The organism is Aureimonas altamirensis, from assembly GCF_001463885.1.
Lineage (GTDB): Bacteria > Pseudomonadota > Alphaproteobacteria > Rhizobiales > Rhizobiaceae > Aureimonas > Aureimonas altamirensis.
Map to the genome: position 1 here is coordinate 54,718 of NZ_BBWQ01000021.1, position 13,217 is coordinate 67,934.

Annotated in this window: 15 protein-coding genes; 12 read left to right on the top strand and 3 right to left on the bottom strand. The window is 65.1% G+C overall.

Annotated features, from left to right (window positions below; translation table 11 throughout):
- Positions 1 to 15 precede the first annotated feature (15 nt).
- The 9 genes from AUL31_RS16315 to AUL31_RS16355 all read left to right on the top strand — a co-directional run bounded on the left by AUL31_RS16315 (position 16) and on the right by AUL31_RS16355 (position 8,860).
- Entirely contained in the window at positions 16 to 1,734 is a 1,719-nt protein-coding gene (locus AUL31_RS16315) for an ABC transporter permease (RefSeq protein ID WP_060609198.1), read from the top strand.
- Entirely contained in the window at positions 1,727 to 2,803 is a 1,077-nt protein-coding gene (locus AUL31_RS16320; RefSeq protein ID WP_060609201.1) for an ABC transporter ATP-binding protein, read from the top strand. Before AUL31_RS16315 ends, AUL31_RS16320 begins: the two co-directional genes overlap by 8 nt.
- A 1-nt stretch (position 2,804) precedes the next feature.
- Entirely contained in the window at positions 2,805 to 4,031 is a 1,227-nt protein-coding gene (locus tag AUL31_RS16325; protein ID WP_060609204.1) for a CaiB/BaiF CoA transferase family protein, read from the top strand.
- Positions 4,028 to 4,888 (top strand): HpcH/HpaI aldolase/citrate lyase family protein, encoded by an 861-nt coding sequence (locus AUL31_RS16330; protein WP_060609207.1) that lies wholly within the window; start codon positions 4,028 to 4,030, stop codon positions 4,886 to 4,888. Before AUL31_RS16325 ends, AUL31_RS16330 begins: the two co-directional genes overlap by 4 nt.
- Entirely contained in the window at positions 4,885 to 5,880 is a 996-nt protein-coding gene (locus tag AUL31_RS16335; protein WP_060609211.1) for a hydroxyacid dehydrogenase, read from the top strand. Before AUL31_RS16330 ends, AUL31_RS16335 begins: the two co-directional genes overlap by 4 nt.
- A gap of 27 nt (positions 5,881 to 5,907) precedes the next feature.
- On the top strand, positions 5,908 to 6,585 hold the full coding sequence (locus AUL31_RS16340; RefSeq protein WP_060609214.1) for an RraA family protein: 678 nt from the start codon (positions 5,908 to 5,910) through the stop codon (positions 6,583 to 6,585).
- Between the two features lie 72 nt (positions 6,586 to 6,657).
- Positions 6,658 to 7,605: a dihydrodipicolinate synthase family protein gene (locus tag AUL31_RS16345; protein ID WP_060609293.1), complete on the top strand. Its 948-nt coding sequence runs from the start codon at positions 6,658 to 6,660 to the stop codon at positions 7,603 to 7,605.
- 74 nt (positions 7,606 to 7,679) lie between these two features.
- A complete protein-coding gene (locus AUL31_RS16350; protein WP_060609217.1) occupies positions 7,680 to 8,015 on the top strand; it encodes a hypothetical protein in 336 nt (111 codons plus the stop codon).
- A 65-nt stretch (positions 8,016 to 8,080) separates the two neighbouring features.
- Entirely contained in the window at positions 8,081 to 8,860 is a 780-nt protein-coding gene (locus AUL31_RS16355) for a L,D-transpeptidase (RefSeq protein ID WP_060609222.1), read from the top strand.
- An 8-nt stretch (positions 8,861 to 8,868) separates the two neighbouring features.
- Here the strand turns inward: AUL31_RS16355 and AUL31_RS16360 are convergent, their stop codons facing one another.
- From AUL31_RS16360 to AUL31_RS16370, 3 genes are all read right to left on the bottom strand, one after another.
- On the bottom strand, positions 8,869 to 9,360 hold the full coding sequence (locus tag AUL31_RS16360; protein WP_060609225.1) for an invasion associated locus B family protein: 492 nt from the start codon (positions 9,358 to 9,360) through the stop codon (positions 8,869 to 8,871).
- Positions 9,361 to 9,481: 121 nt separating this feature from the next.
- Positions 9,482 to 10,264, bottom strand: a complete 783-nt coding sequence (locus tag AUL31_RS16365; protein WP_060609228.1) for a SapC family protein — start codon at positions 10,262 to 10,264, stop codon at positions 9,482 to 9,484.
- Between the two features lie 360 nt (positions 10,265 to 10,624).
- The gene (locus AUL31_RS16370; protein WP_060609231.1) at positions 10,625 to 10,996 is read right to left on the bottom strand and encodes a winged helix-turn-helix transcriptional regulator; all 372 of its coding nucleotides are present in this window, start codon (positions 10,994 to 10,996) and stop codon (positions 10,625 to 10,627) included.
- 113 nt (positions 10,997 to 11,109) lie between these two features.
- On the opposite strand from AUL31_RS16370, the gene AUL31_RS16375 reads away from it, so the two are divergent.
- The 3 genes from AUL31_RS16375 to AUL31_RS16380 all read left to right on the top strand — a co-directional run bounded on the left by AUL31_RS16375 (position 11,110) and on the right by AUL31_RS16380 (position 13,213).
- A complete protein-coding gene (locus tag AUL31_RS16375) occupies positions 11,110 to 12,132 on the top strand; it encodes a zinc-binding alcohol dehydrogenase family protein (protein WP_060609234.1) in 1,023 nt (340 codons plus the stop codon).
- 27 nt (positions 12,133 to 12,159) lie between these two features.
- Complete coding sequence (locus AUL31_RS20880; protein WP_082646991.1) at positions 12,160 to 12,396, top strand: AAA family ATPase; 237 nt, start codon at positions 12,160 to 12,162, stop codon at positions 12,394 to 12,396.
- Between the two features lie 352 nt (positions 12,397 to 12,748).
- Positions 12,749 to 13,213: a tripartite tricarboxylate transporter TctB family protein gene (locus AUL31_RS16380; RefSeq protein WP_060609238.1), complete on the top strand. Its 465-nt coding sequence runs from the start codon at positions 12,749 to 12,751 to the stop codon at positions 13,211 to 13,213.
- Positions 13,214 to 13,217: the final 4 nt, after the last annotated feature.

The window sequence follows — 13,217 nt, forward strand, 5'->3', positions numbered from 1 at the left end:
CCCGGTGGAAACACAATGTCCCACAGTGCGCCAGTGGGGGCGAAGGCCCCCGCGACAGACCGCTCGCGTCTGATTTTCTGGGGTGTATCCCTGCTGACGGCGGTGCTCGTCATCGGGCCGATCGCCCCGATCGCGGTGCAGGCTTTCCTTGCCGAGCCGCTCTACGCCGGCGACAACACCTTCACGCTGACAAACTTCGTCCGCCTGCTGGGAGAGGCCGGCATCGGACGGATCTTCCTGAATACGCTGTACTTCGCAATGCTCACCATGGGCGTCGCGCAGGTGTTCGGGGCCATTGCCGCCGTGGTGGTGGGCCGCACCAACCTGCCGGGCCGCATCTGGATGGGCGAGCTGATGGTCTGGCCGCTCTTCGTCAGCAATCTCGTCATCGCCTTCGGGTGGTTCACCATGTACGGGCCCTCCGGCTACTTCTCGCTTGCCATGCGAAGCTGGTTCGGCGGCGTACCGTGGAACCTCTATTCGCTGACCGGCATGGGCATCGTGGCCGGCCTCAGCCAGGCACCGTTGACCTACCTCATGTGCATCGGCGCCGTCACCAAGGCCGACCCGCAACTGGAATCGGCCGCGCGCTCTGCCGGCGCCGGGCCGTTCCGCGCCCTGTGGTCCGTTACCGTGCCGATGATGCGGCCGGCCATCATCTACTCCGCCGTGCTCAACTTCGTCATCGGTATCGAGATGCTCGCCATTCCGCTGCTGTTCGGCGGCCCCAGCGGCATCATGACCATCACCACCTTCCTGTACGACAAGGGCATCAACGCCGCCGTGCAGCCGGATTACGGCATCGTCGGCGCGGCTGCGCTGATCCTGCTGGCGGTCGTTGCCTTCCTGGTGTGGCTGCAGGGCCGGCTGATGAAGGATTCCGGCCGTTTCGTCACGTTGCGCGGCAAGGCCAGCCGACCCCAGATCCTGGATCTCGGGCTCTGGCGCTGGTTCGCCTTCGCTGTTGTCTTCGCCTATGTCTTCTTCACCATCATCGCGGTGTTCGGCGGCATCTTCATGCGCGCCAGCGTCACCTTCCTGACGCCGTTGATCCCGTTCTGGAAACTCATCACGACCGCCAATTTCGAGCTGATCCTGACGTCAAGCAATTATGTCCGCTCGATCGTCAACACGGTTCTGGTCTCTTTCTTCGGCGCCATCATCGGCACCTTCTTCATCGCCGTCGTCACGCTGATCGCCCGGCGTTCGGACTTCCGCTACGCAAGGCCGCTGGAGTATCTGGCGCTGTTTCCGCGCTCGCTGCCCGGCATCATCGCCGGCCTCGGCTTCTTCTACGCCCTGGTGTGGATACCCGGTCTCGACGTCATCCGCGGCACGATCTACGTGCTGATGATCGTCTTCATCCTGCGCTACATCCCGGTGGGGTTCGGGGCCATCGCGCCGGCTCTCTCACAGATCGGCGACGAGCTCGACAGGGGAGCGCGCATATCCGGCGCGGATTGGTGGACGACCGTCACCCGCATCATCCTGCCGATCCTGAAGCCGGCGCTCTTCTCGTGCTTCGCGCTGCTCTTCATCCATTTCTTCAAGGAATACGTCACGGCGGTCTTCCTGTACCAGCCGGGCTCCGAGATCATCGGCACGACCATGCTGCAGCTCGTGGCGCAGGGCGACAACGGACCCGTTTCCGCCCTCGCAACCATCCAAGTCGTCATCACCGCGGTCTTCGTGATCCTCGCGCGCCGCGTCCTGGGAGCCCGGATCTATGGCTGACCTCGTCCTCGACCACCTCACCATCCGCTATGGCGGCGTCACCGCCGTCAACGACGTCTCGATCACCGTCCCCTCGGGAGAGTTCCTGACGCTGCTTGGCCCTTCTGGCTGCGGAAAATCCACCACGCTGTTCTCCATCGCCGGGCTGAACAAGGCCACATCCGGCACGATCCGCATCGGCGACACGGTTCTGTTCGACGGCGAACGCGGCGTGGAGGTTGCACCGGAGCGGCGCAATATCGGCCTCGTCTTCCAGAGCTACGCCCTGTGGCCGCACAAGACCGTTGCTGAAAACCTGGCCTTTCCGCTGCAATTGCGGCGCATCGGGCGGGCAGAGCGCGACGAGAAGATCGCCGAAGCTCTAGGCCTCGTGGAGATGACCCCCTACGCGGATCGCTACCCGTTCGAGCTGTCGGGCGGCCAGCAGCAGCGCGTGGCGCTGGCACGCGCGCTCGTCTACCGCCCCGGCCTGCTGCTGCTGGACGAGCCCTTGTCCAACCTCGATGCCAAGCTGCGCGAGCGCGCCCGTGTCTGGCTGCGCGAACTGCAGGAGCGGCTGGGCGTCACCACAATCTACGTCACGCACGATCAGGCCGAGGCCCTGGCGGTCTCCGACCGGATCGCGGTGATGAGCATGGGCCGCATGCGGCAGCTCGGCACGCCGAATGAAATCTACGAGCGGCCGGCCGACGCCTTCGTCGCCGATTTCATCGGCTCTTCCAACTTTCTGTCGGGGCGCCTGCTGGGCAAGGATGCGGCCGGCGCCAGAGTGGCGCTGGCGGACGGCACGCAGATCAGCGCCGGGGCGGGCGATGCCCATAGCGACGGCTCGCTCGTGGTGGCCGTGCGGCCGGAAAACATCGAGATCGTGCCCGGCCTCAGCGAAAACGGTTTTGCGGCCGACGTGCGCTCCGGCACCTATCTCGGCTCGGTGTACCAGTACGAGCTTGCAGGCGCGGGAGAGATCTTCCGCATCCAGACGACGCGACCGGTGACACAGGACCGTGTCTTCGTGCGCATTCCACAAGCCGCCACCACCGTCTTCGCCGCCGGGCCGGAGGCTGCCTGACATGCTGGATGCCAAACCGCCCCTCCGCTTCGACCCGGCCCGCACCGGGCCCATGCAGGGGATCCGCGTCGTCGATCTGTCGCGCCTCGTCGCCGGCAACATGCTGTCGCTGCAGCTTGCCGATTTCGGCGCCGACGTCATCAAGGTGGAACCCCCTGCGGGCGACCCGTTGCGCGATTGGCGCGATGACGGGCAATCGCTGCACTGGAAGACCTATGGTCGCAACAAGCGTTCCATCATGCTCAACCTGCGCGACGATACGCACAGGCAGGCGCTGCTGGCCCTTCTGGATACGGCCGACGTCTTCATCGAAAACTTCCGCCCCGGCACGCTGGAACGCATGGGCCTTGCGCCGACGACGCTTCTGGAGCGCAACCCCGACCTGATCGTGGTGCGCATCTCCGGCTTCGGCCAGACAGGCCCTTACGCGCAGTATCCCGGCTTCGGCACGCTGGTGGAGGCCATGAGCGGCTTTGCCGCCCGCACCGGTTTTCCCGACCGGGAGCCGGTTCTGCCGCCGCTGGCGCTGGCCGACATGATCGCCGGGCTGCAGGGCGCCCAGGCGGTTTCCACCGCGCTCCTGGCACGGCAGCGCGGGCTTGCCCGTGGACAAGTGATCGATCTTTCTCTGCTGGAGCCGATCTTTTCGGTGCTTGGGCCGGAAGCCGCCATCCACCGGGTGACGGGCAAGGTGAAACAACGTTCGGGCAGCGCGTCCAACACCGTGTCGCCGCGCAATGTCTATCTGTGCGGCGACGGTAAATATGTCGCCCTGTCGGGCTCCACCCAGGTCGTCGCCTTCCGGATTTTCGAGATCATTGGCCGGCCGGACATGAAGACAGACCCGCGCTTTGCCACCAATGCCGACCGCGTGCGCCACCGCGACGAGATTGACACCGCCCTTGGCGCATGGTTCGCCACACGGGACAGGGGCGCGGCACTGACGGAGATGCGCGCCGCCGGCGCAACCGTCGGCCCGGTCTACGATATCGCCGATATTGCCGAAGACCCGCACTTCCACGCCCGCGAAATCGTCGTGGAAGTGGAAGACGCAGACAATGGCAGCCTGCCCATGCACAACATCGTGCCGCGCCTTTCCGAGACGCCCGGCGCATGGCGCCACCCGGCCCCGGCGCTCGGCGAGCATACGGAGGAGATCCTCGCCGAGCTGGGGCTGGAGCCGCTGCCGGCCGGGCGGGATGCGCGCGTGCGGGAGGACAGGGAATGATCCGCTCGCTTCTCTATGTGCCGGCATCGAGCGAGCGTTTCATCGCCGGCGCGCACCGGCGCGGCGCGGATGCAATTATCCTGGACCTCGAGGATGCCGTGGCCCCCAATGCCAAGGAAGCGGCGCGCGCCGGCCTTGCCGAGGCGGTACCGGAGGTGGCCAAGGGCGGCGCGACGGTTTTCGTGCGCATCAATGCGGAGCGGGAACTGATCTTTGCCGATGCGGAGGCGGCGTGCCGTGCCGGCGCCTATGCCCTCTATGTATCCAAGGTGGGGAGCGTCGACATTCTGGTCGAGCTGGCAGAAAGGCTGGCGCCGGTGGAAGCCGCGCTGGGCCGTGCGCCGATGCGCTTCGTGCCGCTGCTGGAAGACCCCGGCGCCGTGCTGGATGCACGCGCCATAGCCCGGGGACCGCGGGTTATGGCCCTGTCGACGGGCGGCGAGGATATCGCCACCGAAATGGGGGCCGAGCCCCTGCCGGAGGTGCTGCGCCTGCCCAAGCTTCTGGTGCACATGGCGGCCAAGGCGGAGCGGCTCCTGTCGTTCGGCCTGTTGCGCAGCGTCGCGGACTATGCCGACGAAGCGGCCATGCAGGCTGCGGCACAGGAAGCGCGGCGCTTCGGCTTCGACGGCGCAAGCTGCATCCACCCGGCCATCGTCTCCATTCTCAACGCGGCCTTCGCGCCCACGCAGGCCGACATCGCCTGGGCGCGCCGCGTCGTCGAAGCCAGCGAAGAGGCGGCCGGCCGCAATGTCGGGGCCTTCACGCTGGATGGGCGCTTCATCGACGCGCCCATCGTAACCCGAGCGCGCGCCGTCCTGGCGCGCATTCCGCAAGACAACGGAGCGCAAGCATGACGATGGGCAAACCGCGCACACGGCGCGTGCTGGTGACGCATAACAGCATCGCACCGAGTGCGGTGGCGCTGTTGAACGCGCACGACATCGATGTCTTCTTCTCGCCACCCTACGATGCGTCCGAGGTCGTCGCCGCGCGCATGGCCGAGCTTCAGCCGGACGCGCTGATGGTGCGGCAGGGGCGCATCGACGCCTCGGTCATCGGCGCCTCTTCCCGGTTGAAGGTCATCGTCAAGCACGGTGTGGGCGTCGACAATGTAGACCTGGAGGCCGCAGCAGCCCTCGATATTCCGGTGCTGCGCTCGCTCGGCTCCAACGCGCTGGCGGTGGCCGAACACGCCGTCTCCCTGATGCTCGCGCTGCTGAAGCAGTTTCCGGCGCTCGACACCGCCGTCAAGGGTGGGCAATGGCCCAAGCCGAGCTTCATCGGCCGGGATATCGCCGGCGCCCGCCTGGGACTGATCGGCTTCGGCGCAATCGGGCGCGAAACGGCCCGCCTTGCCGTGGCGCTGGGCATGGATGTCACTGTCTACGATCCGCACGCCGCCGGCGAGATCGCGGCTGCCGGGCTTGCCGTCGCCGATAATGTGGAGGCTCTGGTGTCCGACGTCGATATCGTCAGCCTGCATTGCCCGCTGACGCGCGAAACGCGCAACATCGTCGATGCCGGGCTGATCGAGCGGATGGGCCCGCAGACGCTGATCGTCAACACCGCCCGTGGCGGTCTTATCGACGAGGCGGCGCTGGCGGCGGCGCTGGCCGATGGTCGCATCGCCGGCGCCGGGCTCGACAGCTTCGCGGCAGAGCCGCCCTCCCCGGACGGACCGCTATGGGCCGCACCCAATCTGATCGTCACCCCGCATGTCGGCGGCGTGACGAAGGGATCCGCCATCACCATGGCCGAGACGGCCGCACGCCACATCATCAGCGTTCTTGACGGCAATCCGCCGGATGCGCGCAGCCTTGCGCTGCCCGCAACGCTTGCCGCCTGACCCACCCATCGCAAGGAAAGACACCCTATGCCCTATGGTTTCCGCATCAAGCAGAGCTGGACACGCATCGACGCCAGCTTGGTGGCCGCCTTCCGCGCGCTTCCGGCCGCCAATGTCAGCGATTCGATGCAGCGGCTGGCTGCGGCCGGCCCCACTTTGCAGCCGATGCACGGGGATGAGGTGCTGTGCGGACCGGCGCTCACCGTACGCTGCCGTCCCGGCGACAATCTGATGATCCACAAGGCCATCGACATGGCCGAGCCCGGCGACGTGATCGTCGTCGATGCCGGTGGCGACATGACCAATTCGCTGATGGGCGAGTTGATGCTGGTGCATGCCATCCAGCGCGGTATCGCCGGCTTCGTGCTGAACGGCGCCATCCGCGATTCCGCCGCGATCGCGGAGCGCGGACTGCCCGTCTTCGCCTGTGGCGTCACCCACCGTGGCCCCTATCGGACCGGCCCCGGAGAGATCGGCTTCCCCATCGCACTCGATGGCATGCCCATCGCCCCCGGAGATCTGATCCTTGGCGATGCCGATGGCGTGGTCTGCGTACCGCAGGCCGATGCCGCCACCGTGCTGGCTGCCGCCCAGAAGAAGCAGGCGGCGGAAGACCGCCAGATGCGCGACACGCTGGCCGGCACGCTGGACCGAAGCTGGGTCGACAAGGCCCTGGAAGCGGCCGGCTGCGAGATGATCGCCTGACCGCACGGTTGCATTCCGGCTTCTATCCGGTTGTGCTCGGCGTTCGATTCGACGCGGCATAGGGAGGTGCTCGTGCCATCAGATAACCAAGGGTCTCGATTGACGGCCGAAGCCAGCGGCGTGTTTCCGATTGCCGCGACCCCCTTCGACGATGCGGGTCGCCTCGACGAAGCCTCGCTGGACCGGCTCACCGACTTCTATGTCGAATCCGGAGCAACGGGGCTCACCATTCTCGGGATCATGGGCGAGGCGCAGAAGCTGGACGCGGAGGAAGCGCGTCTGGTCGTGCGCCGCATCGTGGCCCGGGCGCCCATTCCCGTGGTCGTCGGCGTTTCGGCCCCGGGCTTTGCGGCCATGAAGACGCTTGCCCGGGATTCGATGGATTTCGGCGCCGCCGGGGTGATGATCGCACCCACACCCAACCTTCGCACCGACGATCAGATCGTCGCCTATTTCACCGATGCGGTGGAGGCCATCGGCGACGATATCCCCTTCGTGCTGCAGGATTATCCGCTGACGCTGTCGGTTATCATGACGCCGGGCGTCATCCGCCGCATCGTCACGGCCCTGCCCTCCTGCGTGATGCTGAAGCACGAGGACTGGCCGGGCCTGGAGAAGATCTCCACCTTGCGGCGCTGGCAGGCCGAGGGCAGCCTGCGCCCCCTGTCCATCCTGTGCGGCAATGGCGGGCTGTTCCTGGATTTCGAGGGCGAACGCGGCGCCGACGGCGCGATGACCGGCTACGCCTTTCCCGACATGCTGGCCGAACTGGCATCCCTGCAGAAAGCCGGCCGCCGCGATGCGGCGCACGATCTGTTCGACGCGCACCTGCCGCTCATTCGCTACGAGCAGCAGCAGGGTGTCGGGCTTGCGGTCCGCAAATACATATTGAAGCGGCGGGGCGCCATCGCCTGCGACCGGCAGCGCAAACCGGGCGGGAGCCTTTCCGACACCGCCAGGCAGGAAGTGGACTATCTTCTCGCGCGCCTGGCCCGCACCGATCCGCGCGCGGCGCTGTAGGGCCGGTACGCCCAAGTCTCGACACCTTGCTTTTGTAACCAGCGCTGTCTTCATATGCTGAGGTGAAGCGACCTTTGGTTGCCTTGCGTGCTCTTCTGATTGCCGTCGTTACGGCGATGTCGCTTCTCGGCCCGGTCGCCGCGGCCGAGCGGGCGGCCGACCGTGCGGGCAGCCATCAGCACCACTCCGTTGCCGACGCGGCATCCGACTTCGGCGACACATGGTCGGACGAAGCGCGCCTGTTCTATTGCCAGGTCGCGTCCAGCATCCTGCCGGTTCATGTCCTGCCGCAGCGCGACGGCGGCAGCGCGCAGAGTTTCCTGCCCTTCACCGAAAGTGCCGTTTCCCGGCATGTACCGCCCGGCGACAGACCACCCAGAGGCTCGCTTCTTCAGGCCACCCTTTCCTGAATGAACTGTCGAAGCCCGTGGCGCCGCCCTTGCGACGCGACTTCGATGTTGAAGCGAGACCCATCATGACCGATTCATCGACCGACGCCCCGACCGGGCCCGGCAGGCTGACGCGCCGCGGCCTCCTGGCCGGCGGTAGCGCCTTTTTGCTCAGCGGATGCGTTACGGCCAACCCGGCACCGCCCGTGGCGCCGACACCGCCGGCACCACCGCCGCCGCCTGCAACGCCCCTGATGTACCAGGCGCTGCCCAACGAGCGCTTCCCGGTAGAGGCCGTCGACGTTTCCCGCATTCCGCAACATCTGTGGCGGCAGGACGTCGCCTTTCCCCATGCGGAAAGACCGGGCACCGTCGTCGTGGATACGCAGGCCAAGTATCTATACCACGTCGGACAGAACGGCATGGCCACGCGGTACGGTATCGGCGTCGGCCGCGACGGCTTCGCCTGGGATGGCCGCGCCGTCATTGCCTATAAGCGGGAATGGCCCCGCTGGACGCCGCCGGACTCCATGGTGGCGCGCCAGCCCGAACTGCAGCCCTACAGCATCGCCAATGGCGGAATGGACCCGGGCCCACGCAACCCGTTGGGCGCGCGGGCTCTGTACATCCACCAGAATGGCGCCGACACGCTGTATCGCCTGCATGGAACATTCCAGCCGTGGTCCATCGGCAAGGCTGTCTCATCCGGCTGCATCCGGCTTCTGAACCAGGATGTCATCCACCTGTACGACACGGTTCGCGATGGCAGCCCCATCGTGGTCTATCAGGGCGGCCTGCCGGGCGCACCCGTTGCAGAGAGTTGGTCAGAGGAGGGCTTGGCGCCGCCGCTACCCGGCAACGCCTGAGCGTATGCCTACATCAGCGACCGGAGGCGCTGGAGCGCGGCGGAAAATCCGTTGAGCGAGAGGGATAGCGTCACCGGCTGGTTGTTCTCGGCGGCAACGGCGCCAAGTTCCAGCGTCTCTCCGCCGGCAAGGCGCTCGACATCGCCCGCCGCCAGAGACAGCGGTACGATGCAGCCGGCCGGAAGGCAGGTGCGGAAGGCGCGCTGACCACCCAGCGCGCCTCCATCCACCTTCAGGCTGACGCCCTCGGCAAGGACAAGGCCGAACGGCATGGCGAGCGCGCCGCCGACGACGCCCTCGCCACCGGGCGCGAGCTCGATGGCAACGATACGCTGGCGTGACTGCGCGTCGGACTGGCTCTGCGACAGGCTGCACGTCTTGCGACCGCCCGGAAGCGCGCACAGAACCGTCCAGTCGCCAAAATTTTCCTGCAGCGACGATGCGCCGCCCGGCTGCGGCACCGCGCCGCCATTCTGGGCCAGGGCAGGAAATGCCGTCATCCAAAATGCGGCGGCGAGGCACAGATTGCGCGGGAGGCGGCTGGGCAAGGGCGAACTCCGGTCGATTGTCGAGGCCGGCCCCGATGTAGCATCGCGGCCGGCTGTTCGAAATGGCCGAAGCTTAGGAAAGCGCCTGCGGCGAAGCGGCGGCGATCACCGACTGCCAGCTAAGCTGCGAGGCCAGGTGCAGGACGATCAGATGGAACCAGCCCTTGGCATGGAACTCCAGCACCACTTCCTGCGGAAGCGCGCGCAGCGCGGCCTCGTCGACCACACGGAAGCTGCTGATCTCGGCGACGATGTCGTCGTCGTCGCGCCGGATCTGCGCGTTGCGCTCGACCAGCAGCTTGTGCTCCAGCAGCGCGGCGCCGAATTCCTTGATCTGCCTGTGCTCCACCGCGTAATTTTCGCACAGGTCGATGGCGCGCTGGCTGACATCCGTCGGGTTGCCCTCATCGTCGAACAGCGGAAGCGCATCGACATCGGCTGCGGCCGCGGTGATGCTGTCGCTCTGTTCGTCGAAGCCGAGCATGAGGCGCTCTTCACTCGACAGGGTGATGCCGATGAAGGGATAGCGCCGGATATAGGCGGGCACGTAGAAGCCCTGCTTCCAGCGGCCATCCGCGTCGACGAAGAGGCTTTTGCCGGCTTCGATGCCCGTCACGATGACGGGCATCGCCGAACCGTCATTGGTGAACACGATCGGATACTGGCGGCCGGCCGCGGCGAATTCGCTGGCGACGATGGGGATCGCAGTCGCACCGGCTGCGAAGGACGCGGTCGCGTCGCGCCGAAGGCCGAATCCCGCATGCGCATCCGAACGCAGAAGCGTAGGCTTGCGATAGAAAAGCGGCAGCATCGTTTCGACGGCTGGCGCTTCGGTTGATTCTACAGTCGTATTCATGGAAACTCCGCAATTATAGATTCAATCACTGATCGAAACATCTACTAAAAATTGTAGTTCAGGTGATCCTGAACCGAATTATCGGCGATGTCCGAACTGTATTTTCCTTTAAATGACATTTCAAGACGCATCCAGTCGTTGAAGGTCACCTTGTCCCGATGTCGATCGACGCGAAGCGCTGCCAATCGCTGCGCGAATCACGCAGTGGTTGGCAAACACAATTCTTATTCACGTTATCATCTGTATGTATAGGCCATTCCGGCAAATTTTAGACGCGTGTGGCCGGCCCACTAAAGGGCGCGGGACCTCGGCAAGAGGGCAATGGCGGTGGTCACTCGATGCTGCAGCAAGACGCTGCGGCTACTCGGCCGCGTCGCGGATTTCCGTATCGCCGGCGGCTTCGACGGCATTGGCCAGGCCCCAGGCATTGAGTGCGAGGATGACAGGCTCGAGACTCCGGCCCCGTTCCGACAGGCTGTACTCAACCTTGGGCGGAACTTGCGCGTAGACGGTGCGGATCACGAAGCCGTCCATCTCCAGTTCACGGAGCTGATTGGTCAGCATGCGTTGCGTCACGTTCGCCAGCCGGCGGCGGATCTCGTTGAAGCGGAGCGTGCCTTGCAGCAGATGCCACAGCACCACGCCCTTCCACTTGCCGCCGATCAGCGCAAGCGTCGCCTCCACCGGGCAACCGGGGCTGCAATCGTAACGCGCGTGGCGGGGGCGAGGCATGGGACGGTATCCTTTTCGACACTATGTGCAATTCATGTACATTCTTGCGAATGGTACGCCGAACCGTCACCTGTTGCCAGACACGAGGTTTTCGATCGAACAGGAGATTTGAGATGCGCGCCATCGGCTATCAGGCCCCCCTTCCCATCACCGATGAGCATTCGCTGGTCGATGTGGATCTGCCGCGGCCGACCCCATCGGGCCGCGACCTGCTGGTCGAGATCAAGGCCATCTCCGTCAATCCGGTCGATACCAAGATCCGCGCAAGCGGCCGGCCGGAAGCCGGTAGCTGGAAGGTGCTGGGTTGGGATGCGGCGGGCGTCGTTGTCGAGACGGGGCCCGAGGCCGGCATGTTCAAGCCTGGCGACGCGGTGTTCTATGCTGGCTCAATCACGCGGCCCGGCACCAATGCGCAGTTCCATCTTGTCGACGAACGCATTGTCGGTCGCAAGCCGGAATCGCTGGGCTGGGCCGAGGCGGCGGCGCTGCCGCTGACGGCGATCACCGCATGGGAAACCCTGTTCGACCGGCTCGACGTGAAGGGCCGCGCCGTTCCCGGTGCCGCGCAGGCGATCCTTATCATCGGCGGCGCCGGCGGCGTGGGCTCCATCGCCATCCAGCTCGCCCGCAAGCTGACCGGCCTGACCGTCATCGCCACCGCGTCACGGCCCGAAACGACGGCCTGGGCAACCGATCTCGGCGCACATCATGTCGTGGATCATTCCAGACCCTTGGCCAGCGCGGTCGAGGCTCTCGGCATTGGTGCGCCCGCCTTCGTCTTCTCGACCACCAACACCGGGCAGCATCTTGCCGAAATCGTGGAGTTGATCGCGCCGCAAGGCCGCTTCGCCCTCATCGATGACCCGGCCACGCTCGACATCAACCCGTTCAAGCGCAAGAGCGTGTCGGTACATTGGGAGTTGATGTTCACGCGGCCGATGTTCGGCACGGCGGATATCGCGGAACAGGGCGTGCTGCTGAACGAGGTCTCGCGCCTGGTCGATGACGGTACGCTGCGCACCACGCTGGCCGAAAACTTCGGGCCGATCAATGCGACGAACCTCAAGCGTGCGCACGCCTTGATCGAAAGCGGCAAGGCTCGGGGCAAGATCGTGCTGGAAGGGTTCGACGCCTGATCGGACGACGAGCGAACGCGCTGGAAGATCGGTGAAGTGCGGCGTCAGCGTGAATCATGGCAACGCGATGCCACACGGGATCTCGCAACAGGTAGAACGGAAGACGCTATCGACGCTTATGCGCGTCACGATAGCGTCCATTCCGCCGCAACACGCAACGACGCACGGCATGACGGCCGCTCCCGCCGCAGCAGAAATGCGAAATTCACCTTCAAGACGCCAAGTAACCGCGCTCACGAGTTTTTTATTCTGACAACGCCCTGAGAATAATCAATACATTCCAATATCGGACGACGATATGGGACAGACTGCCTGTTGCTCGGCATTTGTTTCTTTACCCTACAAGAACGATCATTCTTTTCTTTTGTAGGTTCTGCGTGAGATATCGAACCCCTCAGCGGGAACGTATTATTGCTTCGGTAGGCGATTTATTTTATCAAAGCAGCACGCACCAACTTGGCATCGTTCGGAAAAAGCTTAGAGCGCTGGTCGAAGGATTGAGCGGCGAGCAGGCATTTCTTGCGATCTTTGATAGCATTCAGGTGAAGACTGCCGTGTCCGCACGCAAGGCGGCGAAGCTGATTCTGCGCAGAGCTCACACCGGCGGAAGACGCCCATGACCAATGTTGCGCTCGGCCTGACCGCCTTTCTGATCGCCGGTCTTTACACGCTGGGAATTCTGAATATCCCGCTGCTCGGCTTCGGTGACCCGCTTGGGCCGCGCCTGCTGCCGTCATTTCTGGCAGGAGCAATGGCGTTGATCGGTGTCGCACTCATCGTCGAAGGACGCAGCCTGTCCGGCATTCGGGAAGATTGGGCGCGCTTTCGGTCCTACCTCTCCGGGCAGGATTTTCGCGTCGTCGCGGCGGCCACGGTCTGGGCCGGGCTTTACTTCGTGGCTTTCGGTCCGCTCGGCTATCTTCTTTCCACAGCGCTGTTTCTGCTGGGCATGATCGGGCTTTTCCATCGTGGCAGCAAAATTACCGGCGCGGTTGTCTCGGTTTTGTTTGCCGCCATCAGCTACGCCTTGTTCGCTGGCATCTTCGCCGTTCCGCTTCCGCGCGGCATCCTCCCGTTCTGAGTGC

What these genes read in the sequence shown, in the direction of transcription:
- AUL31_RS16370 (WP_060609231.1), bottom strand. Translation starts at nt 10,996, where the DNA reads ATGCCTCGCCCCCGCCACGCGCGTTACGATTGCAGCCCCGGTTGCCCG.
- AUL31_RS16335 (WP_060609211.1), top strand. Translation starts at nt 4,885, where the DNA reads ATGACGATGGGCAAACCGCGCACACGGCGCGTGCTGGTGACGCATAAC.
- AUL31_RS16360 (WP_060609225.1), bottom strand. Translation starts at nt 9,360, where the DNA reads ATGACGGCATTTCCTGCCCTGGCCCAGAATGGCGGCGCGGTGCCGCAG.
- AUL31_RS16375 (WP_060609234.1), top strand. Translation starts at nt 11,110, where the DNA reads ATGCGCGCCATCGGCTATCAGGCCCCCCTTCCCATCACCGATGAGCAT.
- AUL31_RS16330 (WP_060609207.1), top strand. Translation starts at nt 4,028, where the DNA reads ATGATCCGCTCGCTTCTCTATGTGCCGGCATCGAGCGAGCGTTTCATC.
- AUL31_RS16325 (WP_060609204.1), top strand. Translation starts at nt 2,805, where the DNA reads ATGCTGGATGCCAAACCGCCCCTCCGCTTCGACCCGGCCCGCACCGGG.
- AUL31_RS16340 (WP_060609214.1), top strand. Translation starts at nt 5,908, where the DNA reads ATGCCCTATGGTTTCCGCATCAAGCAGAGCTGGACACGCATCGACGCC.
- AUL31_RS16315 (WP_060609198.1), top strand. Translation starts at nt 16, where the DNA reads ATGTCCCACAGTGCGCCAGTGGGGGCGAAGGCCCCCGCGACAGACCGC.
- AUL31_RS16365 (WP_060609228.1), bottom strand. Translation starts at nt 10,264, where the DNA reads ATGAATACGACTGTAGAATCAACCGAAGCGCCAGCCGTCGAAACGATG.
- AUL31_RS16320 (WP_060609201.1), top strand. Translation starts at nt 1,727, where the DNA reads ATGGCTGACCTCGTCCTCGACCACCTCACCATCCGCTATGGCGGCGTC.
- AUL31_RS16355 (WP_060609222.1), top strand. Translation starts at nt 8,081, where the DNA reads ATGACCGATTCATCGACCGACGCCCCGACCGGGCCCGGCAGGCTGACG.
- AUL31_RS16380 (WP_060609238.1), top strand. Translation starts at nt 12,749, where the DNA reads ATGACCAATGTTGCGCTCGGCCTGACCGCCTTTCTGATCGCCGGTCTT.